Here is a 21,501-nt window from a genome sequence, read left to right as displayed (position 1 = left end):
AGTACACGAAAATGCAGGGAGATTTTCATTATTATGCGACTTACTGCGCCGCGGTGCTGGCAGGTTTCGATCATAAGCACAGTGTAGAAATATGCCATGCTGCGCAGCTTGTAGATCATTGCTCAAGGACATGGCTCATAAAAGTAGGAGGACCCGCGCAGGCTGCAACGACGCAGCTACAGACAGAGCTTCTACAGGCTAGAACGGATCCGATCGGTCTTTGCGATATCACAAGAATATGGTCTTCATTTCATTTCCTGCCAAGAGATCTGTATGCAGATATAAAAATAGGCTCCAAAAACTATAAGGATAAATACCGCCTGATCTGCGGACCAAATGGCGATCTGCTTGTCGATACAGTTAAACTTGCCAAAGATAAGGGTACCCCGGCAATCGGTATTGCCATGCACGTTCTCGCAGATACATGGGCGCATACATATTTTGCCGGAACACCATCACTGGTGATCAATAACACAAATTGGTATTTCTATGAGCTGTTCCCGGGAGATAGCGTAGAACCTGAGCGCAGACAGGTTACCTTTTCACATAATCCATCCGCATCAGAGGATGTATATAAGCCTGTATATGTCGGAAGCGTATATCAGTCCGATGAAAACTCGATCATGAACCTTGGGCACGGACGTGCGGGACATCTGCCGGACTATAGTTATATCCGCTATGTCTATCTACCGGCATGGGGTGGTTACAAGGAGATAATAAAGGACAATCCACACGATTATGAATGTGCATTTGCCCAGATGGTCTATGCCATGTCATATCTACGTGGGGAAGTTGACGATTTTAAGAAAGACACCTATGCTATGGAAAAACTTAAGCCACACATTGAGAAGATCCGTAGTATCATCACGAAACGTCAGGTCGATGCGTCAGATGATTGGAAAGCTTTTGGAGAGAGCCTTTCCGGGGAGCGCATCCCTGATTTTGACAAGGATGAGCATATTGGGGAATACATTAGTAGCAACAATAAATCCAAAACCTTCCTCGGACTTTTTTTCGAGGCTGCTCTTGCCCAAAAGAAGATGGTAGCTTCCAGGATCATGGAATCCGGCAACCGCCTTGCTGGGCTGTCATAGATAGACAGGAAAACCATATAAAAATGATAGTATCGGGGCAAAGCATATCGGTTGTGAATATAGAGAATACGACAAATAATAGGTATGCTTCTTCATTAACTTTATGATGATTTGCTGACTGTAATCAGCCATAGCATGATAAAGATCATCGCAAAGCCCAGTGCATCAAATGCCGTAAAGGCACTTCCGAGGACCAAAGTTGAAATGACTGCTGCGGTCAGAGGCTCAGCAAAACTATAGAGAATTGCTTTGGATGGTCCGATAAGTTTCACACCGCTGATATATAGAGTAAAGGCGCAGAGGTTGCCAACTACAATAACAAATATAATGCCTAATATTCCATAGAGATTTGGAATATAGTGGATTGTCCAGGTTCTGAAAATGATACCGATGCATATACCTCCAAGCAGGAAAGACCAGCCCTGAGCAACTATGACAGGAATATCGTTCGTGAGTTTAGGAGCAAGCACATTATAAATCATAACGCAAACAGCGCTTAAGACACCTGTAATTATTGCAAGTGACGGCACTGTCATTGTAGTAATGTTGCCATGGCTTGTAAGGAAGAAAACGCCTAGTAGAGCCATTATGATTGACAATATTTCCAAAAACTTGGGAAATCTCTTGGTTGTTATACATGTATATCCTAGGATGAATATTGGAGCCAAATCTTGCATGATTGTTCCAACAGCTGCAGTGGACAGTTCTATTGTGAGAAAGTACAGGAACTGACATGCTGACACACCTGCCAGTCCATAGATGAGCATAGTTATTGCCTTTTCTTTGCTTTTCCATGGTAAAAAAACAGAGTCTGGATATTTGATAAGTGAGTACAGTAGAATTAGCACTCCGGAAAGTCCCAACCTGATAGGCACAAGCCATCTGCTGTCCATCATTTGCACGTCAAAAAGATACTGCCCAACTGAGCCAGAAAGACCCCAACAGGCAGCACCTATAGTTGTTAATAAGATTCCTTTAATTTTATTTTTATCCATCAGATCACATATCCTTTGTTGATTTATCTTAATCTCTGTATAATCTATCTGTTTCTATTATGAAAGAACACTCAAGATATAATCATAGTCGACTTTTTTCATCCGGATCTGGAGCATAAACATCGACCTGTGATGCCTGTCTCTTATGTTCTTCCTCAATTGCAGCATAGTGTTTTACTGTAGTGTTAACATCTTTATGTCCCAATACATCAGCCACCATATAAATATCGCTTGTTTTGTTATAAAGCGCTGTACCATAGGTCCTGCGAAGCTTATGTGGCGTCAGTTTCTGCGAAAGGCCAGTATTCTTACCGTATTTTTCTATCATATGTTGAATGCTTCTTATTGACATTCGTCTATGTTTTAAGGATATAAAAAGAGCTGGATCTTCAGCATTTTCAAGCAGGGTAGGGCGCTCGTTTTTGATATAATCCTTCAAAGTATTTCTTATTAATTCGTTTATGTAAAGATGATCCTCGTAGCCACCTTTTCTGACGATCGTAATGGAATTTTCGTCAAAGTTTACATCTGTAAGATCAAGGCCAGCGCACTCTGATACACGGATTCCTGTATTTAAAAGAAGTGTCACAATAGCCAGGTCTCTTTTGGCAGTAATCTCAGACATTACTCTTGAGTGATAGCTGGCAGAATTAACATTTTCTACGGAATCAATAAGCTTCTGTACCTGTTCAGAATCGAGCCTCCGAATATCTTTTTTCTCTGGATTTTTCTTTTTTACAACTGCTTTAATCGTTGGATCTGCATTAAGATAGTCGTATTTAACCAGATATTGGAAGTAATTCCTAACAGCAGCCATTTTTCTGGCAATTGCACGCTCATTAACTGGCTTTATATTGCCTGTTTTGTCCGGTTTATGGCCTGAAGCAACATAATTTTGAAATTCATTGATATCCTGTGGCCCAAGATTTTCAATTACTTCAAAAGTAATGTTTCGCAGTTCAAGATTTCTACAGATAGGATTCTTTTCTTTCAAATATTTATAGAAAAACAGAATATCCTGCGCATAGTTAAATGCAGTACTTGGCTGATATCTCAACAGGCATTCGTCTACAAAACCGTGCACATGCTGAGGTAATGATGATTTAATATTCTCTGTGTCCTGCCTGCGTTTTTGCTTCAGGGAATTGTAATATGCTGAATTTTCACCCATTTTGCGCCTCCTATATATAGCATATCACAAAAGAGGAATTTTGTGCAATGATATTTTGGCATAATAAGATACGGAACAGACTATTTTTAATCTGCTCCGCTCGTATCATTCTTGCAAGTTATTACATTTTCATATCCTCCATTTATGCCTAATAAACAGTTATCCTGAAATACAATTTCTATTATATGCAAATTCTATACCGTTCAAGATTTACATTATCGCACTCCAGGTATTTTGTCTCAATATATTCTCCACCATTAGCCAAAATAGTCTTCCTGCTTGCAATATTCGTTGGCACACAACTAACGTATACTTCCTTAAATCCAAAAGCCGTTAAAAAATCAAGAGACTTTGCAAGCATTCTTTTAGCATATCCTTTTTCCCTTTCTGATGGCCTAACAGAATAGCCAACATGACCTGTGAAGTCTTTCATACGCTGGGTTAAAACGTTGTGAACCTGCATACAACCTACCATTTTCATATCGGATTTCCTAAATACCATAAGGACATTGCCCCAGGCACCATGTTCATCTGCAACTCTGCTCGGATTCGCCCAGCCTATACAATAGTCTACATATTCCTTTGGATCAGGCATTCTTTTCATAGAAAAGCATCCATCAAAACTTGAATCCACATCCAGCATTTCCTGCCTATAAGCTGCGATTTCGTCTGCAAAAACCATTGAAGGTTCTATAAAAAGAAGTTCGTCGTCAGCGGTAGTTTCTTTTTCCAAAGTATATTCAAGAGAAAACTTCTCACATACAACTCTGGATTCTTCCGTAAATTCAATTCCGTCTTCCTTCGCTTCTTCTTCAAAAAACTCCTTATGCACCTCTCTCCAGTATTTAAGGGATCTATCACCCTCTCCTTCAGAATATGCGTGATAAGGAGGCACTTCATTAAACTTTCTTATGTATACATCGTAGTTTTTTATAATGCATACAGCTTCATTCTTACTATTTAACAAAACGCTGTAATCACCTGCCTTAGGAAGCTCATCAAGAGCATCTTCTGCTTCGTATGCATCATAGAGACTAGCTGTGCCAAACTTCTTTCCCGCAAGGACTAGTCGGAGAAGGTCATCTCCTTCTTCATCTTCGCCAAAGCTCCACGCTTCATAAGGGGTATTTATATCTATTCCTTTTTTGGAGCAATATTCTGTCCATAACTGTTCTGCCTTCATTTTTAACCTCATGTCGCGAGCAAAGCGAGTGACTAATGGTTCAAATTGGTGGAGCTCGCGACACCAATTTGGGTTTGAAAGTGGAACACTTTCAAACTTCCTCCATAAAAAAGCTATCATTGTACATTATTCCGCCCTCATAGGCATGACAAAGAGTTTCAACTGCCGCACTTGTGCCTGCCTCAAATATATAAGCTGAGCCAAAGCCTATTTCACTGACCTTATCCCCGGTTCTTTTATTTTCTCTGTATCTCATAAATGACCTCCGAAACTATCAGCCTATTTTTTCCACAAAATCAGACATCATATCTGAAATCTTGATAGTCTCGTTTTCGTCGATGTTGCCATCATCTCCTCCGACCACAGGCAGCCTCATAGCTCCAAAGCCAAGTCCTGATAATCTGATTTCCTGAAATTTTCTGTAAATCATAGCCATTTTCTCCTTCCTTGCTTTTCTTCTAGTCCTTGCCCTTGATGAGAAACGAGCTGCGGTTGAGGCTCATGGTAGTCCCGGTATGTCTTATACGACCGGTGCATAATCGCAACTGTTTATAATCTCTGTCGCAGACTGATAGTCTACCGGCTTACTGTAATAATACCCCTGCGCCAGATTACAACCCAGTTCCACAAGTTTTTTACCCTGCTCCTTCGTCTCAACGCCTTCTGCGATGATCTCCATCTTTAGTCTTTGTGCAATAGTTATTATGCTTTCAACAAGAATCGCAGTTTTATCATCTGCTGTTATCATATCTGTAAAAGACTTATCGATCTTTATTACATCTACATCGATGTTATGGAGAAGTGACAGGGATGAATATCCGGTACCAAAGTCATCGATGGATATAAACAGCCCATTTTCTTTGAGAGTCTTTACAAATGTAATGAGTCTCTCATACTCAACATCCTTTGTGCTCTCTGTTATCTCTATTTCCACATCGTCAGTAGATAGGCCATTTTCCTCTATTACCTTTAATATCTTGTTTTCTATCTTTGGTACAAAAAGGTCTTTTCTGGAAAAGTTACTTGAAATCCTTGGTGGAGTAAGTCCCATTTCTTTCCATCTTTTTATCGCTTTGCAGGTTTCATCAAATATGGCAAGATCAAGCTTCGGTATAAGTCCCTCTCTGTCCAATATCGGAATAAACTGATCAGGGTATATGTAATGGTCCTCATGGAACCACCTGCACAGCGCTTCAAAACCAACAAGTTTGCCCGTTTTCATGTCAACCTTAGGCTGGAAAAAAGGCGTGAACTCATGGTTCTTTACTGCAGTCGGAAATATTCCTATAATGTCCCTTCCTTGCATCACCATATTTTTCAGCTCTTTGCCATAATAAACAACGTCCTGCTTTAATCTGCTCTTTCCAAGCCCACAGGCTACATTTGCATCGTTAAGGCGTTCAAGGAAAGTCTTGTTCTCATCTTCTGAGAGCATGGATATCCCGACCCATGCCACAACGTCAAAGCGATTATTTGGAGCATTCTTAAGCTTTGATATGGTGACTGTACTTATCTTCTTTAAAAAGTTCTTTAGATTCTCATTGTGCAGGTATACTACAAAATTATCCCCGCCCATGCGTCCGGCACATTCATCATCTTCTGTAAACTTAAGCAGTTTCCTTGAATACTGTATTATGGCTTCATCTCCTGCCTGTGCACCACACATCTCATTAATGTATCTGAAGTTTCTGAGGTTGATCCTTAGAACGGCATAATCCTGTGGCCTGGAATGCTGTAGTACCGTATAATATTTTCTTTGTACCATTGCAATATTAGGGATTCCTGTAAGAACATCAGATGTCTCAGCATAGTCAAGCATCTTTCTCATGTTCTGTCTGCTTATGATGATGTAGATAACATTTGCCATAAACGCACACAGTTCCTGATCAATGTCATCTTCTTTTACAGCTTTTTCGAATTCTATGTAGGCATGGACATACTCATTTCCATCATAGTAGAAGTTGTAACACTTTTTTAAGCCTCCCGGCATGCCGGAATCATAAAGAACAAGCTTGTCATCAACTGGTGTTGCTTCAAATATAAGTTTCCCCGTCCTGTGGTTCCGGTATCTGTCATCACCACCAAGATCCATGTCATAATACATTTTCGTGACATGAAGCGCACCACAGAGGTCCTTGTAGGTATCTGCTTTAATATTCTCCAGCGATGCCTCCTGAAAGAGTTTCTCAAGCTTATTTGCCATCAATTCAGCGATTTTCATAATTAACCTCATGTCGCGAGTGAAACGAGTGACTAATGGTTCAAATTGATGGAGCTCGCGTCATCAATTTGGGTTTGAAAGTGGAACACTTTCAAACTTATAATCTCCCTAAATGATTTCAAAATCTATTCCTTGAGCATTGCCTCAAATTCTTCTAAAGGCAGAGGCTTTGAAAAGTAATAACCCTGGAACAGCGTGCAGCCAAAAGTTACTCTGCAACCTAAAATGAAGGCAATCTTCTACGTTTATATAGTAACATTTAATATGCAACATAATCTATAAACTTCCTGTAAACAAAAAGCACATGTTTTTTGTTTATAAAGCTTTTTGTTGAGTCACAGCGCAATCCAAGTTACAATTAATATGGAGGTACAGGCAGGGCAGATATGAACAATAAAAAAATGAAAACTTCCTTACAAAAATCACTTATCCGCATCAGCATAATCATTGTTATATTCATATCTATTTCCGTGGGCACTTTGTGCTTTGATATTTACAGAAGGGATATGATAAGCAGATATCAGAACTATGCCGGTGATGCCATCAACTTTCTGAGCAGATGCATAGATGTTGATGACCTTGAAGAGTGTATGCGTACCGGTGTCAAATCAGACAAGTACAACGAACTGCAGACTCTGGCAAATGACGTTAAGGAAACCCATGACCTTTTATATATATATAATTGAGCCATTAAGTGCAGATCCTCCGGACAACATGATGGATGTCCTTGCTGCATATACTTTATATGAAAAAACATATGAAGCAGATGAACTTACCGATCTTGGAAACTATACCGGAGATGCTTATCCAAAGGATGTCGCCCTTGAGTACCTTAAGCGCATGGACACGGATACAACTGTCACTTACTTTAGAAATGATACTGACTTTGGGAAAATATATACCGCAATCCGTCCTCTGATAAATTCAAAAGGAGAGCCCATTGCTGTGATCTGTGGGGATATCCTTATTGATGATATATATAAAGCAGCCTATACATATGCGCTTGCGACATTCATAGTTGCACTTATAGCAGGTCTGCTTCTTGTTTTAGCGCTCAACAGATGGTATAACAAGCGAATAGTCAAGCCTATAAGGAATCTTGAAAATGCAACCGGCAAAATTGAAGACAAATGCCGAAAGCGCGCTCCTGTATCAGAACTTGTTATGGACGAAATTGACATACATACCCATGATGAGATTGAATCCCTGTCAGGCTCCATCTTCTCCATGGTTGAGGATATAAGGAATTATGCCTCTGACCTGATCAACAAAGATAAAAAGATAAGTGACATGCAGGATAAGAACTCCCAGCTGGAAGTCCTTGCAAACCGTGATTCTCTGACCGGAATACGAAATAAGACCGCATACGACAATGAGATCAAGAGCCTTGAATGGAATCTTAAGCTTGAAAAAACTGAATTTGGAATCGGAGTCGTTGATCTTAATTACCTGAAAATCATCAATGATACTTATGGTCACGAAAAAGGTAATGAAGCCATCAAGAACATTTGTCATATAGTCTGCGTTATATTTGCCCACTCTCCTGTCTTCAGAGTGGGAGGTGACGAATTTGTCATAATCCTAAAGGGTCAGGACCTTGAAAATATTGATTCTCTAATAGATAAGTTCAACCAAGAACTCTCGGACCTGGCAAACAACAAGGGTCTATCTCCCTGGGAAGCAGTTTCAGCTGCGATTGGTTATGCCACGTATGACAGTGATAAAGATGAAGGTGCAATAAACGTCTTTAAGCGTGCAGATAACAACATGTATGAAAACAAAAAGAGAATGCATGCCGAAAGAACATAAGAAATTCCTTAGTAGTTTTCCTCATCATCAGTTTCAAGGCCGTAGTACAGAATCTCGTTATATTTTGCATTAGCTTCTTCTGCAGATTTCTTTTTGTGCCATGTATCTATATCACTGCAGATGGCCAGCATTTCATCCACGATCAGTTCCGCAGTTCGGGGCTTCACATTATAAATATACGCCAGCATCCTGTCCATAGCCTTGGGGCTTCCCAGCTGCTTTGCAATCTGCTCACCAAGTTCCCTGGGGAACCCACGCTGCTTGATAGCTGTCACAAGTTCATCCCGTTTTCTTGACCAATATATCTGTTTTTCTGTCATCTTATCCCTCAATCTTTTTTATATGAACAAGTCAGCACACTAGTGTATCTGCCTGTCCTGTCGATACTTTTCCATGTATTCCATATTTATGTCACGGATTTCTTTCTTACCATCAATATAATCCTGGTATATATCCCAGGGGCTTCCGCCTCCGAGCCAGCATGAAGAGCAGTTCTCACAACCGCCGCCACAATCCAGTGAACTCTTTACTATCTGCTCACGCTCTTCTTTGGTTGTATCCTTGATAAGTATAGATTTCATGGCTATTTCTCCTTAATGGATCTTCTCACAAACATCCTATCATAATCAAGTATAATTGTTCACTAGAGATAAAGCTATATCTAGCATATTGACATACCCCGACTGTAGTAGTATATTTACTATGACAGTCGTAGTAACGATTATCGTAGTACATAACACACGAGTATTTCATTTGTATTATTTCAATATTGTCAGTATTAATGACTCAAACTTTTCACTTGGACGGTGCAGTATCACCTACGTGGGAAGTTAATAATTCATCACCTAATACACGTACCGAAAGAGAGTTTATCTTATGCAAGAGATCAGTAGTGATGTGATCCGAGGTTATAACGATACCATCATACTCTTTTTCCTAAGGAAGGAGCCATCCTACGGCTATGAGATATCAAGGAATATCCGGGCTGTATCTGATGACAAGTACCTGATCAAGGAGACTACGCTTTACTCTGCTTTCACAAGGTTGGAAAAGAACGGTTATATAACGTCCTTTAGCATGGAGGCAGACAATGGTAAGCGCCGTACTTACTACAAGATCACGGACCAAGGGCTTAATTATTATAGGGAAAAGTGTGAAGAATGGCGTCTTACCAAGGACGTAATAGAAAGATTTATTGACGAATAAATAAAAGAGGGGAACTAACTATGGAAACTATCAAAAACTATCTGGACGCAATGTTTGCAAGCATTCCTGATACTCCGCAAGCCAGAAAAGCCAAGCAGGAACTGTATTCTATGATGGAAGACAAATACAATGAGCTTATTCAAAGCGGTATGCCCAAAAATGAAGTGATAGGTACTATCATCTCTGAATTCGGAAGTAAGGAAGATCTTATGGAAATCCTGGGTCAGAAAAAGCATAGCATCATACCTGCGCCTAAAAATGATGCTCTAAACTATGAAATGCCCCCCAAGGGAAGGCGCATAATAGACTCTTATGAAGCTGACAACTATATTAAAGATTGTACTTCATCCAGAATATTACTCGGATGCGGTGTATTCTTCTGCATTATAGCTCCGATTGGCCCTATTCTTGCTTCAGGGCTTGGAGACATCTTTATATTAAGTTTATTTTCTGACTTCATTGAAGCAATAGGTGTTATTCTTTTATTTGTATCCGTGGGTTTGGGAGTTGCACTTATTCTCCTGTCTACAAGCAGAAATAAGCTGTGGAGATTCCTTGATCATGAACATTGTATGCTGGATCCCGAAACCGAATTCGTAATCCAAAACGAGCTTATTGATAATCAGGAAAACAAATCATTCATGCTGGCCGGAGGCATACTGCTATGCATAGTAAGTGTAGTCCCTGTTATATTCTTCGGAATATTCTCTATCTGTGATTTCTTCACAGATGCTTTGGGACCATCTCTTATATTCGTCCTGGTTGGAGCCGGTGTGTTCTTTATACTCAATGCTACCAGAAGGACCACCCCTTGCGAAAAACTCCTGATGCTCAAAGATAATGTACTGAAATAAAATATATCTAAGAATATACTCCCCACTTTGCGATACTGTACTATCCAAGTGGGGAGTTTCAATTACTAAGCCACTACGCTTAAGTTTTAGTGAGTTATATCAGTTGAGTTCTATGTATCCTGTTGAGAAGTCAAGTGAAGGATCTTCCTTACAGTTAAATGCTATACTCATCTTAACTTCTTTGGATTTTAAATTTTCAAAAGTATCTTCAGAACTGTACAAAGTACTTGTCTTTAGCTTATATCCGGAAGGTATATATAAATCCCTAATTCCGTATATATCACAGCTTGCGTCATCTACAAGAATATCTTTGGTAGTTATCCTAAATGCTTTGTCTGACTTATTATTTATATACAGTATATAGCCTTCATCATAGCTTTCATCTGTATACCTAGCATATACATCGAATTTATCATTGGTATATATCATCTTATACCCATCAAGGTCATACTCACATGTCTCATCATGAGTAGTAGTTAGCTTTATACCCTCTACATTTTCCTCACCATGCTTATAGTCATCGCAAGAAACATATATCCTGTCAAAGTAAAGCTCTGAAATACCTTCTCCCGGAAACTGATATATCTGCTCATAGATAGTTACAGTTTTATTCTTCTTAAAACGACCATACATACTGATATAATTAGTGTCACTACTTATCTCATTGATACTGTTGCAGCTTATAGATACGTATATGTTCTCATCATGGCTGTTCTCTACAGTAAAGGCTATCTTGCCGTTAGATCTCATAAGCCCATTATATCTTCTGGTACTGTTTTCTTCATAATAAATGCCTGCGACTGTTATCTTAACATTGCCATCATCGTATATGACACCGTCACCATTGATCTTATAATCGACATCAACGCAGTTACGATAACCATTCTTATCATTGAGCTTTTCATTGCCTCTATAGTTACCCGGACCATCTGTTACTAAGATGATAGCTCCCACTATCAGCAGACCAAAGACAAGAACACATAAGGTAATGATCCTTCTTTTGATCTTTTTTAACATATTAGCTGTCTCTTCTTTTACTTTGGATTCCTGACTACTAATTACTTCATCCGCACTTTCCTCGATAAAAGAATCGCTGACATTGAATCTTGCACGCCAGTCCGCAGATACATCATACGGTGCTCCGCAATGTGAACAGACCTCCTCTCTTGAAGTATCTATCTGGCTTCCACAATATTCACAGGTGATCACAGGATTGGTGATCTTCATCTTCTTGACCTGTTCTCTTGCAGCTTTCTCAACTTCCTTATGGCTGAAGATCTTGTTCCTTACCTTTTTATATTTGACAGCCTGTATGACAATACCAATGACCAAAATATCGATCAATATAAAAAACATAAATCTCATTCCTCATTTTATTACTTACTAAAACTCCCCACTTGAACGGATCTACATCCAAGTGGGAAGTTCTAGTCACTTAAAATACACGTAAAAACAATGAGAAATTATAAAACAAATTCAATCAAGAATCAATGATTTCTTAGATTTCTAATCGTATTTATATGACCCGCTAAACATGAGCAAAGTAGCACGTAGTGCGGAGTTGCGAATGTTTGAGGGCGCAAAGCAGTGACTAATGGTTCGAATTGGTGGAGCACGCGACACCAATTTGGGTTTGAAAGTGGAACACTTTCAAACTATCCTTTAGCCCCACTCTATGGACCATTCTTCGTTTGATACCTTGTGAAAAGAACCTTTCCACGAAGATGGCCCGGGATCATCTATACTTTCTTTGATCTCCTGAACTTCCAGGATAAGTTTGACTTCGCCGTCTTCTTCATATAGACTGCCTGTACATGTGATCCCAAGAACCTCATTGTATCCGACAATCAGGCACTTGTCACCGGCTGTAGATGTAGACAATTTAAAGAGATTAGAATATACACCCTGACCTCCATACTCAGCATTATCTATGAAGTATAGTTCCTGAGTATCCGTAATATTGATCCACATATCCTTGGAGTGATCCGGCTCATAGCCATCCTCGGTGATGAAATTGTCCATACGCCATATGCCTATATATGGCTTAAAGCCTTCTTTATCAAAGGTAATAGAAGCTTCGAAGTCTCCGCCTAAGATAACCTCGGCATCATCTATCCATGCCTTCATGGGAAGACGAAGTACATACATATTTACAAAATCAAATGCCTGTAGCAGTTTATAATCATTGCCTGGATCCCTTATCACTTCCGCCACCAGCACATATGCTTCATCCCCAAGAACCTCTCCCGTCTGCATAATAAGATGATCCTTGTCCATATATGGGATAAAATTGCTGATCATGGTCTGAATCTGGCCTTTGCTGTTACACCATAATAGATCTCCATATACAAAGCGGCTTAACATATGACTTCCCATATAGGAATGTGACAGATACAGCTTGTCCAGATCATAATAACCGCATAAAAGCTTGCCATCATTTAATCTGAGCTTTGGTTCATCATCATATGTCAGTCCAGGCATAATCTCATAATCATATCCATGTGTTATAAGTTCAAGGCTATCCTTATCTCCCGGCACAGCCTTAACCACAATATAATCCTCTACAGAATCTACCGGCCCGCCATAGTGAGCAAAAACAAAGTAGGCTTCTCCATTATCTGTATCATATAGAAAATCATCACACTCAAGGCTTCCATATATGCCAAGCTCAGACAAAGTTCCAAGATATATCTCCTTGTTGCCTGCGCCCATGCTGTATAGCTTTATCACATCATCTTCTGTCTTTTGATATATTACGTCGCTATCTGTAAGGCCACAGAAAGACAAGCTTATATCAGATTTTTTATCAATCCTGCAATACTGCATGCCGGACACATCCAGAACATCAATATGCTTCATAGATGCATCATCACACCACAGCGCTATCAGATTACTATCTTCTGAAACTCCTGAAACTATCCCGGGACCAACTTTTTGTATCTCGCCGTCCATTGATACTCTGATAATCTGCGACTTACCGCTCTCATCTATCCATGTACTATAGAATGAATCGCCGCAATAATATAACGAACCGGAACATGGGGCATCTGTTAATTTTGATATCTCACCTGTAGCTTCATCATATGAACATATACCTCTTCCATACTCAAGGAACTGGCCTCCAAGACTCGGTTCCATAACATCTGTTTTTTGATAATCATGGAAAAAGACCTTTTGCCCGACTTTAACCAGATAACCGCCATTACCATATACCTGATCTGTTTCTTCCTGGTCTTTACTTTGCTGCATATTCTTTTGTGCATGGGGAGCGGCTTTTGAATTAAGAGATACTGTCGTAAGAACCACCGATACTGTTAACAACATTACAAATAATCTTTTCATAAGTATTGTCCTATCTTACATAAAAAACTAATATCTGTTGTAAACGACTTTAGAGACTGCCTTATGCCAGTTATCTAAGGTTGATATATTGTGCATTTGATAACGGACAAAGAACATTTACTTATGTCGGTTACTATTATTAAGCTTTTATAACAATAGATGCCTTAAAAACATTATAGATTAAGTAAAATTTTAAACAGCCATACCTATTATTACATATATTCGTACAAAATAATACGTATTTATGTGCTTTAATATACTTTTTTTCGTTTTGTTTATACGATATAAAATACGCCCCAGGTAGCAGGCATTAATCCTGTTACCCGGGGCGGATAGATACTACATCCGTTTGATTTACTTACTGATTCAGCTCCAAATATCCTGTCTGATCTTAACTCAAACTCAAGTGCGTATAATTACTACCTCAAACTTCCGAATTGGAATTACAGCTTTAATCTTTAGGATCAGAAGCTTCTTTTTCCTCTTCAGCTTTTTCCTCTTCACGTCTTCTATCAGAAAGTCTCTGAAGATATCTGTCGAATTGCAGTCTTATGAGTGCCGCGCAGGGAACGGCAACCAGCATACCTGCTATGCCGCCAAGAGCGCCGCCTCCTATAAGGGCAGCTACAACCAATAATGGATGAACCTCAACATTGTCAGACAATAATTTTGGATTGATGATATTGCCATCTATAAACATCACGATCGCAAATATGATAATTCCAATGATCATCTTGTCAAAAGCTGCTGTAGGAAGACATACAATAACTAAAGTAAGATATCCGACAATAGGTCCAAGATAAGGAATCAGGTTGCCAAGCCCGGCAAATACTCCTACGACTATAGCATACGGGACACCGACTACTGAAAGGATAATAGTTATAAGAACTCCGACTATAAGTGCATCTGTGAACTGTCCACGGATATATCCTGAAAATGCCTTATCAGCATCTTTAAGGAAAATCTCAATATTGTCCTCTGCTTTCTGCCCGAATATAAGGCGGAAAGCTCTGGTCCAGTATGTTGACAGATGGTTCCCATCAAGCAGGAAATAGATCGAAAAGATAACACCAAATAAAAGTCCTGAAAAGAAGCTTGTAACAGCACCTGTTGCTGCTGTCACTATGTGACTTATGTTATCGGAAGCTATATCATATGATTCCAGCTGCTGGGCTACAAAATTCCATATAGCCGTGTAATCAGCCTGCAACTTGAAAAATAGATTCTTGATAGATTCTATATTGAGTGATTCTACATTTTTATAGATCGCAACAGCAATGAGAGCAAGTATCAGAAGGATTGCTGCTATAACTATACCAAAAGTAAGGAGCACGCTAATTGACCTTGCCCATTTATGCTTCTTTTTCTTATTAAAGATTCTCTCAAGTCTCTCCACTATAGGAAGGAATAGGTAGCAGATAATACCTCCTATGATCATAGGTCTAAATACTGCAGCAGAAATAGCCCATAGCTTAGACCAAAAGGGGCCGCTTAAAAGAAATAGCATTGCAATACCACCTGTTATCAAAACAGTGATCGCAGCATAGATGCATATTTTCAGATATTTCTTGTCAAGCTTTTTGAAAATCTTATCCAAATTCAGTTCCTCCAAAGATTATTATAGTAAAAGGCTAAGAAAATGCCCTTTTCCAGTCATCAAATGCCCTATATGTCAGTATCAGATAACTGGCATTAGGTATTTTCTAAAGTTGTTTACTATGGTTTATATTTAATAGATTTAATATATTTTCATATATATTTATTCTATCATACTTCCAGGAATCCCTATCACTAAAACTTCACTCCTGCAAAGACTTTGAAAATGCCAATCTGTCCATGTGTGACGTATCTCATAATTATATGATAACAAAACACGATTTTATTTATCAAAAATATTAAAAATATATAAATATCATATTGACAACTGAAAATAGCTATGTCATTATCAAAGAGTCAGTTATGCTACGACTGATAAATATTAAAGAAAGCGAGGTAAAAGCAATGATTAATGTGGCGAGAATAAATTTAGTGAATAATTTTAATCTTGTATTTGTTATTACTTTACCTCGGGATATTCTACGCGGATAGATTTTTTTGATCTGTCTTTATAGAATTATTATTGTGATAAGCATTCCCCAGGTAAAGAGTTGATTCTTACCTGGGGATTTTTTTATGCTTTTTTGGGGAAACAAGGGCCTGTTTCCTTAAAACACAGTTCCGAGGTTAATAGCACTGTTACAGCACCAATGAGGAGAAAGAAAGAAGAATGAAGACACTTGGAAGTTATGTGCAAAAGCACTGGGCAACATATACCATGGCAATCATATTCATGCTGATATCAATTGCCCTAGACATGATGTTCCCCATGGTTACAAAAACAATAGTAAATGATGTTTTAGTTGGAGGCGTATATGATAACTTTACATTTCTGCTTGTAGCTATCATGTTGATAGGACTTGGCAGAAGTGTATTCGGATACTTTAAAGAATATACTTTTGATAAAAACTGTATAACTATAGGAACAGAAATGAGAAAGGATCTTTTTGATCATATTCAGGGGCTTTCTCTTGACTATTTTGATGATGCCAGCACAGGCGAGCTGATGGCAAGAGTAAAGGATGATATCGACAAGATATACAGGCTTGTAGGTATGGCAGCTATGATGGGTATGGAAGTTATACTTAATGCTGTACTCATCCTGTATTTCATGGTCAGAATCAATCTGGTTCTTACAATACTGCCTGTTACCTTCATGGCGATCTGCGGCGCAGCTGCGATCATCATGGAAAAAAAGCTTGATAAAGTCTATGACGAGATCAGTGAGGAGAATGCTCTTCTTACTACAATAGCTGAAGAAAACCTTGCAGGAGTACGTACAGTTAAGGCATTTGCAAGAGAAGACTACGAGATCAAAAAGTTCTATGAACACAACAAGAGATATCACGATCTGAACATGCAGGAAGCCAAGGTTATGATCCGCTTCTATCCTGTGTTCCAGCTTGCAGGCACTCTTCTTCCTGTAGCCTGTGCAGTATTCGGAGGTATATCTGTAATACATGGAAAGATGAACCTTGGAAGCCTTGCAGCATACATAATCTATGCAAGAAACTGCACATGGCCTATGGAAGAGCTTGGCTGGATCACCAATGATATCTCAAGCTCGATCGCCTCTCTTAAAAAGGTCAAAAAGATATATAAGGAGCATTCTACTCTTAGCCTTGACCCTTTTGCCAAGCACGTTGATAAAGTTGAAGGCGAAATCGAGTTCGATAACGTATCACTTAAACTTGGAGACAAGCAGATCCTGTCAGACATCAGCTTCACCCTTCATAAGGGCAAGACTCTTGGCATCATGGGACAGACAGGTTCAGGTAAGAGTACTATCGTTAACCTCCTGCAGCGTTTCTATGATCCTACTAAGGGTACGATAAGGCTTGACGGAACAGATATAAGAAAGATGGATCTGTCACAGGTTAGAAGCGCATCATCAGTTGTTATGCAGGATGTATTTCTTTTTTCAGATACTATTGAAGAAAATATCCGCATGGGAAGACGTGAAGATATGACCATGGAAACAATCGTGGATGCAGCCAAAAAGGCCAAGGCAGACAGCTTTATAGATAAGCTTGACGATAAGTATGAGACTGTTATAGGAGAAAGAGGTGTAGGACTATCCGGAGGCCAGAAGCAGCGTATCAGTATCGCTCGTGCCATCTCCAAAGATGCTCCTATACTGGTACTGGACGACTCAACTTCTGCTCTTGATATGGAGACTGAAGCCGAGATCCAGAAGACACTTGATGAGATAAAGAGCTCTTCACGAATCATCGTAGCTCACAGAATATCAGCAGTTCGTAACGCAGATGAGATCATCTATCTAAAAGACGGACATGTTGCTGAGCGCGGAACGCACGAAGAACTGCTTAGGAAAAAAGGACTCTACTACGAAACTTATGTTGCACAATACGGAGCCCTTGACGTAATGGAGGTGAGTGCATAATGGCAGCTAACTCATTTCGCGAAGATGAGACGCTAAAAAACACGGACAGGCATAAGATATTCGCCCGTCTTATAAGATATTTAAGACCACATATATTTGAAATAATCCCGGTATTCATATCGCTTATGATCACAGTAGGCATAAGCCTTATAAGCCCGCTGCTCATAGAGTATGCAATAGACGTACATGTAGCCAATAAGAATGTCAGAGGACTACTACTTGTTGCAGCATCTATAGTGCTCCTTGGTATTATCTATATATCTTTTGTCAAGATCAGAATGTATATGATGAACAAGGTGGCTAACAAGGTTCTGCTGGATATAAGGCAGGAGCTATACGAACACATCCAGACACTATCCTTTACTTTCTTCGATTCAAGGCCTACAGGTAAGATCCTGGCCCGAATAATCGGAGATGTTAACTCCATGAAGGATGTTATGTCCAACACGATCACAAACCTGATTCCTAACTTCATAACTGTTATAGGTGTAGTTATTATCATGCTGGTCAAAGACTGGAAGCTTGCGCTTGGTACCTTCGTATCACTTCCTATCATGATAGTAAGTATCACCTGGATCAGGAAGGTCGGGCACAAGCGCTGGGAAGATGTACGTAAGAAATCCTCTAATCTTAATGCTTACGTACACGAGGATATCGCAGGAATATCTGTCGTACAGAGCTTTAATGCTGAAAACGAGACCAAGAAGACCTTCAGAGAACTTGCCAACAAGCACCGAGACGCTTATATAGGTGCCTGCAGGGCTGTAGATCTATTCGGACCTTCAATTGATATGAGCAGAGCCCTGAACAGTATGCTCATATACCTTGTAGCAGTAAAGCTTCTGGGATATACAGGAGCTTCTGTAGGACTTATCACTGCTTTTGCAAGCTATACAGGTATGTTCTGGAGCCCTATCATGGGACTTTCAAACTATTATAACCAGCTTGTCACCAACATGACTGCAGCTGAACGAGTATTCGACATACTCGATACTAAGGCAACCATAGTTGATAAGGATGATGCCAAAGAGCTCCCTCCTATCCTGGGCAAGGTTCGTTTTGAAAATGTAGGATTCTCCTACGATGAAGGTACTGATTCTGAAACCAAGGTTCTGGAAAATGTAAACTTCGAAGCAAAACCTGGCGAAACAATAGCTCTTGTAGGACCGACCGGCGCAGGCAAGAGTACCATAGTCAATCTGATAAGCAGGTTCTATGATATTCAAAAAGGAAGGATCTATGTTGATGACAACGACCTTACAGATGTTACCATCAATAGCCTTAGAAGCCAGATGGGTGTTATGACTCAGGACAATTTCATATTCCAGGGAACTGTAAGAGAGAACATCATGTATGGAAGGCTTGATGCAACCGAAGAAGAGATGATCGCTGCAGCCAAAGCTGTAAATGCTCACGACTTCATCATGGAACTTGAAAAGGGCTATGACACAGAGCTCAAAGAAAGAGGCGCAGGCCTGTCTATAGGCCAGAGACAGCTGATAGCATTTGCAAGAACTATGATCTCTATGCCTAAGATACTGATCCTTGATGAAGCTACAAGCAGCATTGATACTCACACTGAGATGCTTGTTCAAAAAGGTATACAGGCACTACTCAAAGGCAGGACGAGCTTTGTAATAGCGCATCGTCTATCTACTATCAAGAATGCTGACCGCATATTCGTTATCAATAACGGAGGCATCATGGAAGCAGGTAGCCACGATCAACTTATTGCAAGAAAAGGCGCTTACTACGATCTGTATATGGCTCAGTTTGCTTAAAACAAAAACTGCGACGCTAAGAATATATCTTAGTGCCGCAGTTTTTGTCATTAATGTGAACATATCATTGGTGGGATATCAAGTTCCATTATTACCAATTGAAATATTTTTTACCTGCATTATTTATAATTGCATTATTTCTCAGGAAGGTTCTCTGCATCGCCGTATGCATTTTCCCAAGCTGTCTTTCTCTCATCCATGATAGTCTGTCCGCCTGATGCGAGGTAATCCTGCATTCCAGCATCCCAAACGCTATCGAAATCAGCTTCTGATGCGCTAAGAGCCTTATCGTATACCTGATCACGCTTACTTGAAAGAGCTTCACCAAATCCTGCTTCAGACTCGATAGCACCAACCTGTACATTACCAAGTTCTCTTGTATCTGTCTTAGCAATCTCATCAGCTCTTAAGATAAGGTTAGGATCTACGCCTGCATAGCTGTATGCAAGTGAGAGCTCTGTGATCTCAGGATCTACAAGGTGAAGACCGTTACATGTGATTGTATAGTCGATGTTCATACCGGAGTTCTGGATAGCATCGCCTGTTGCAGCTTGAATCTGGATAGCACCATTGTCAGCAACTGTGTGTGTAACGTTCTCATCACCGATCTGGAGATACTGGATAGTCTCAGGATCTGAGATGAAATCAAGGTACAGAAGAGACGCAAGAGGTTCATCGTTAGTTACAGGGAAAAAGATCTTTCTGTCGATAGGGCCTGCGATCCACTTTGTATGTGTTCCGTTGGAATCTTCGAAAGGATCGATTGCTACATAAGAAGCGTCCTCACCTACAAGTCTCTTGAGGTTAGCTTCGATAGAATCTTCACCGTTTCTGTAAGGGTAATCCCAGTTGTGTGTGAATGCACCAACATAGCCGGCCTTCATCATGTCGTCTTCTGTTGTGTCGCCGCTTCCGTATACAGCGAAATCATCCCACATAAGACCTTCGTTGTACCACTTGTTGAGGAGCTTGATAGCATCCTTAGTACCGTTTTCTGTAAGCTTTCTGTCATCGAATCCGTTTACATAGTACTCTTTTTCTGTGATAGCCGGATCCATGAATGACTCGATAAGAGTAGCTGCTCTCCAACCTACGTCATAGCTTACTGAATAAGGAACCATCTTGTCAGCATCTGCGCCGAGAAGCTTGTCAGCATTGTCTCTGAACTGGCAGAGAACATTGTAAAACTCATCCTTAGTTGTAGGCTCTTCAAGACCAAGAGTATCAAGCCAGTCTTTACGGATGAACGTGCAGATACGGTTCTGGTTAGCAAGTCTTGCTTCAAGTGCCCAGATTGATCCTGATTCAGGATCTTTGTCCCAATAGATATTGGACTCACCGAGCCAATCCCAGAGGTTAGGAAGTACATCCTTATAATCCTCTACATATGAGCTCAGATCGAGAACACCACCCATATCAGCATAAGTCTGAATTGTAGCATAGCTGTATGTTACGCATACATCAGGAGCTGTCTGTGCTGCAAGAAGGTTGTTGATCTCATCAACCTCTGTCCATCTTGGAACCTTTACAAACTGTACATCTACATTGTGCTGCTCGAGCATCTGATCATGGATGTACTTAGTGTACATGTTGTCTGTAGGGTCAGATCCGCCATCATTACCACGATCATAAACCTCTACTGTGATTGTTCTTGTGTCAGCAAACTTGCCATCTACAAGCTCTGTTGCAGCATCTGCAGGAGCTGAGCCTGTTGCTGTACCCTGTCCGTTTCCTTCGCCGGATTTGCCGCATGCAGCAAGTGATACTACCATACTTGATGCAAGAAGCAGTGAAAGTAACCTTTTCTTCATTTTTCCCTCCTTGACGCTTGTGCGCCATATTATT

The 21,501-nt window shown here is 40.0% G+C and carries 19 protein-coding genes; 7 read left to right on the top strand and 12 right to left on the bottom strand.

All coding sequences use genetic code 11. From position 1 onward, the window contains the following. Positions 1–11 precede the first annotated feature (11 nt). Positions 12–1,094 carry a DUF6765 family protein gene (locus I7804_RS18265; RefSeq protein WP_248406026.1) on the top strand — a complete coding sequence of 361 codons (1,083 nt, stop codon included), beginning with the start codon at positions 12–14 and terminating at the stop codon, positions 1,092–1,094. Positions 1,095–1,195: 101 nt separating this feature from the next. Here I7804_RS18265 and I7804_RS18260 read toward each other — a convergent pair whose 3' ends face one another. The 6 genes from I7804_RS18260 to I7804_RS18235 form a co-directional block, all read right to left on the bottom strand. Then, positions 1,196–2,089 (bottom strand): DMT family transporter, encoded by an 894-nt coding sequence (locus tag I7804_RS18260; RefSeq protein ID WP_248406025.1) that lies wholly within the window; start codon positions 2,087–2,089, stop codon positions 1,196–1,198. An 82-nt stretch (positions 2,090–2,171) separates the two neighbouring features. After that, the gene (locus tag I7804_RS18255; protein WP_248406024.1) at positions 2,172–3,260 is read right to left on the bottom strand and encodes a tyrosine-type recombinase/integrase; all 1,089 of its coding nucleotides are present in this window, start codon (positions 3,258–3,260) and stop codon (positions 2,172–2,174) included. 181 nt (positions 3,261–3,441) lie between these two features. After that, positions 3,442–4,455 carry a GNAT family N-acetyltransferase gene (locus I7804_RS18250; protein ID WP_248406023.1) on the bottom strand — a complete coding sequence of 338 codons (1,014 nt, stop codon included), beginning with the start codon at positions 4,453–4,455 and terminating at the stop codon, positions 3,442–3,444. Positions 4,456–4,534: 79 nt separating this feature from the next. Next, positions 4,535–4,699 carry a hypothetical protein gene (locus I7804_RS18245; protein ID WP_248406022.1) on the bottom strand — a complete coding sequence of 55 codons (165 nt, stop codon included), beginning with the start codon at positions 4,697–4,699 and terminating at the stop codon, positions 4,535–4,537. 18 nt (positions 4,700–4,717) lie between these two features. Further along, the gene (locus I7804_RS18240) at positions 4,718–4,873 is read right to left on the bottom strand and encodes a hypothetical protein (RefSeq protein ID WP_248406021.1); all 156 of its coding nucleotides are present in this window, start codon (positions 4,871–4,873) and stop codon (positions 4,718–4,720) included. A 90-nt stretch (positions 4,874–4,963) separates the two neighbouring features. Beyond that, positions 4,964–6,676, bottom strand: a complete 1,713-nt coding sequence (locus I7804_RS18235) for a putative bifunctional diguanylate cyclase/phosphodiesterase (RefSeq protein ID WP_248406020.1) — start codon at positions 6,674–6,676, stop codon at positions 4,964–4,966. Between the two features lie 374 nt (positions 6,677–7,050). Between I7804_RS18235 and I7804_RS18230 the strand changes: the two genes are divergently transcribed. Both I7804_RS18230 and I7804_RS18225 read left to right on the top strand, forming a co-directional pair. Next, positions 7,051–7,350 carry a hypothetical protein gene (locus I7804_RS18230; protein WP_248406019.1) on the top strand — a complete coding sequence of 100 codons (300 nt, stop codon included), beginning with the start codon at positions 7,051–7,053 and terminating at the stop codon, positions 7,348–7,350. Further along, positions 7,325–8,473, top strand: a complete 1,149-nt coding sequence (locus I7804_RS18225) for a GGDEF domain-containing protein (RefSeq protein WP_248406018.1) — start codon at positions 7,325–7,327, stop codon at positions 8,471–8,473. The genes I7804_RS18230 and I7804_RS18225 overlap by 26 nt, the downstream gene beginning before the upstream one ends. 8 nt (positions 8,474–8,481) lie before the next feature. On the opposite strand, the gene I7804_RS18220 is transcribed toward I7804_RS18225, so the two are convergent. Together I7804_RS18220 and I7804_RS18215 are read right to left on the bottom strand one after the other, a co-directional pair. After that, positions 8,482–8,793: a hypothetical protein gene (locus I7804_RS18220; RefSeq protein ID WP_248406017.1), complete on the bottom strand. Its 312-nt coding sequence runs from the start codon at positions 8,791–8,793 to the stop codon at positions 8,482–8,484. Positions 8,794–8,832: 39 nt separating this feature from the next. Next, positions 8,833–9,054, bottom strand: a complete 222-nt coding sequence (locus tag I7804_RS18215; RefSeq protein WP_022754469.1) for a hypothetical protein — start codon at positions 9,052–9,054, stop codon at positions 8,833–8,835. Between the two features lie 295 nt (positions 9,055–9,349). Between I7804_RS18215 and I7804_RS18210 the strand changes: the two genes are divergently transcribed. Both I7804_RS18210 and I7804_RS18205 read left to right on the top strand, forming a co-directional pair. Further along, positions 9,350–9,679, top strand: a complete 330-nt coding sequence (locus I7804_RS18210; RefSeq protein WP_022758811.1) for a PadR family transcriptional regulator — start codon at positions 9,350–9,352, stop codon at positions 9,677–9,679. A 20-nt stretch (positions 9,680–9,699) separates the two neighbouring features. Continuing rightward, positions 9,700–10,533 (top strand): hypothetical protein, encoded by an 834-nt coding sequence (locus I7804_RS18205; protein ID WP_248406016.1) that lies wholly within the window; start codon positions 9,700–9,702, stop codon positions 10,531–10,533. A gap of 99 nt (positions 10,534–10,632) precedes the next feature. Here I7804_RS18205 and I7804_RS18200 read toward each other — a convergent pair whose 3' ends face one another. The 3 genes from I7804_RS18200 to I7804_RS18190 form a co-directional block, all read right to left on the bottom strand. Continuing rightward, positions 10,633–11,889 (bottom strand): hypothetical protein, encoded by a 1,257-nt coding sequence (locus I7804_RS18200; RefSeq protein WP_248406015.1) that lies wholly within the window; start codon positions 11,887–11,889, stop codon positions 10,633–10,635. Positions 11,890–12,195: 306 nt separating this feature from the next. Beyond that, positions 12,196–13,875 carry a hypothetical protein gene (locus tag I7804_RS18195; RefSeq protein WP_248406014.1) on the bottom strand — a complete coding sequence of 560 codons (1,680 nt, stop codon included), beginning with the start codon at positions 13,873–13,875 and terminating at the stop codon, positions 12,196–12,198. A gap of 451 nt (positions 13,876–14,326) precedes the next feature. After that, positions 14,327–15,472 (bottom strand): AI-2E family transporter, encoded by a 1,146-nt coding sequence (locus I7804_RS18190; protein WP_248406013.1) that lies wholly within the window; start codon positions 15,470–15,472, stop codon positions 14,327–14,329. Between the two features lie 669 nt (positions 15,473–16,141). On the opposite strand from I7804_RS18190, the gene I7804_RS18185 reads away from it, so the two are divergent. Together I7804_RS18185 and I7804_RS18180 are read left to right on the top strand one after the other, a co-directional pair. Further along, on the top strand, positions 16,142–17,875 hold the full coding sequence (locus tag I7804_RS18185) for an ABC transporter ATP-binding protein (RefSeq protein ID WP_248406012.1): 1,734 nt from the start codon (positions 16,142–16,144) through the stop codon (positions 17,873–17,875). Next, entirely contained in the window at positions 17,875–19,656 is a 1,782-nt protein-coding gene (locus I7804_RS18180; protein WP_022758805.1) for an ABC transporter ATP-binding protein, read from the top strand. Before I7804_RS18185 ends, I7804_RS18180 begins: the two co-directional genes overlap by 1 nt. A gap of 134 nt (positions 19,657–19,790) precedes the next feature. Here the strand turns inward: I7804_RS18180 and I7804_RS18175 are convergent, their stop codons facing one another. After that, positions 19,791–21,467, bottom strand: a complete 1,677-nt coding sequence (locus I7804_RS18175; RefSeq protein WP_092046080.1) for an extracellular solute-binding protein — start codon at positions 21,465–21,467, stop codon at positions 19,791–19,793. Positions 21,468–21,501: the final 34 nt, after the last annotated feature.

This window comes from Butyrivibrio fibrisolvens, from assembly GCF_023206215.1.
Taxonomy (GTDB): Bacteria; Bacillota; Clostridia; order Lachnospirales; family Lachnospiraceae; genus Butyrivibrio; species Butyrivibrio fibrisolvens_C.
This window is presented reverse-complemented; position numbering and strand designations above follow the sequence as displayed.

Excerpts from the sequence above, each read along its gene's own strand:
- I7804_RS18235 (WP_248406020.1), bottom strand. The coding sequence starts at position 6,676 with ATGAGGTTAATTATGAAAATCGCTGAATTGATGGCAAATAAGCTTGAG.
- I7804_RS18230 (WP_248406019.1), top strand. The coding sequence starts at position 7,051 with ATGAACAATAAAAAAATGAAAACTTCCTTACAAAAATCACTTATCCGC.
- I7804_RS18225 (WP_248406018.1), top strand. The coding sequence starts at position 7,325 with ATGACCTTTTATATATATATAATTGAGCCATTAAGTGCAGATCCTCCG.
- I7804_RS18210 (WP_022758811.1), top strand. The coding sequence starts at position 9,350 with ATGCAAGAGATCAGTAGTGATGTGATCCGAGGTTATAACGATACCATC.
- I7804_RS18185 (WP_248406012.1), top strand. The coding sequence starts at position 16,142 with ATGAAGACACTTGGAAGTTATGTGCAAAAGCACTGGGCAACATATACC.
- I7804_RS18255 (WP_248406024.1), bottom strand. The coding sequence starts at position 3,260 with ATGGGTGAAAATTCAGCATATTACAATTCCCTGAAGCAAAAACGCAGG.
- I7804_RS18200 (WP_248406015.1), bottom strand. The coding sequence starts at position 11,889 with ATGTTTTTTATATTGATCGATATTTTGGTCATTGGTATTGTCATACAG.
- I7804_RS18240 (WP_248406021.1), bottom strand. The coding sequence starts at position 4,873 with ATGATTTACAGAAAATTTCAGGAAATCAGATTATCAGGACTTGGCTTT.
- I7804_RS18175 (WP_092046080.1), bottom strand. The coding sequence starts at position 21,467 with ATGAAGAAAAGGTTACTTTCACTGCTTCTTGCATCAAGTATGGTAGTA.
- I7804_RS18265 (WP_248406026.1), top strand. The coding sequence starts at position 12 with ATGCAGGGAGATTTTCATTATTATGCGACTTACTGCGCCGCGGTGCTG.
- I7804_RS18250 (WP_248406023.1), bottom strand. The coding sequence starts at position 4,455 with ATGAGGTTAAAAATGAAGGCAGAACAGTTATGGACAGAATATTGCTCC.
- I7804_RS18215 (WP_022754469.1), bottom strand. The coding sequence starts at position 9,054 with ATGAAATCTATACTTATCAAGGATACAACCAAAGAAGAGCGTGAGCAG.
- I7804_RS18260 (WP_248406025.1), bottom strand. The coding sequence starts at position 2,089 with ATGGATAAAAATAAAATTAAAGGAATCTTATTAACAACTATAGGTGCT.
- I7804_RS18220 (WP_248406017.1), bottom strand. The coding sequence starts at position 8,793 with ATGACAGAAAAACAGATATATTGGTCAAGAAAACGGGATGAACTTGTG.
- I7804_RS18195 (WP_248406014.1), bottom strand. The coding sequence starts at position 13,875 with ATGAAAAGATTATTTGTAATGTTGTTAACAGTATCGGTGGTTCTTACG.
- I7804_RS18245 (WP_248406022.1), bottom strand. The coding sequence starts at position 4,699 with ATGAGATACAGAGAAAATAAAAGAACCGGGGATAAGGTCAGTGAAATA.
- I7804_RS18180 (WP_022758805.1), top strand. The coding sequence starts at position 17,875 with ATGGCAGCTAACTCATTTCGCGAAGATGAGACGCTAAAAAACACGGAC.
- I7804_RS18205 (WP_248406016.1), top strand. The coding sequence starts at position 9,700 with ATGGAAACTATCAAAAACTATCTGGACGCAATGTTTGCAAGCATTCCT.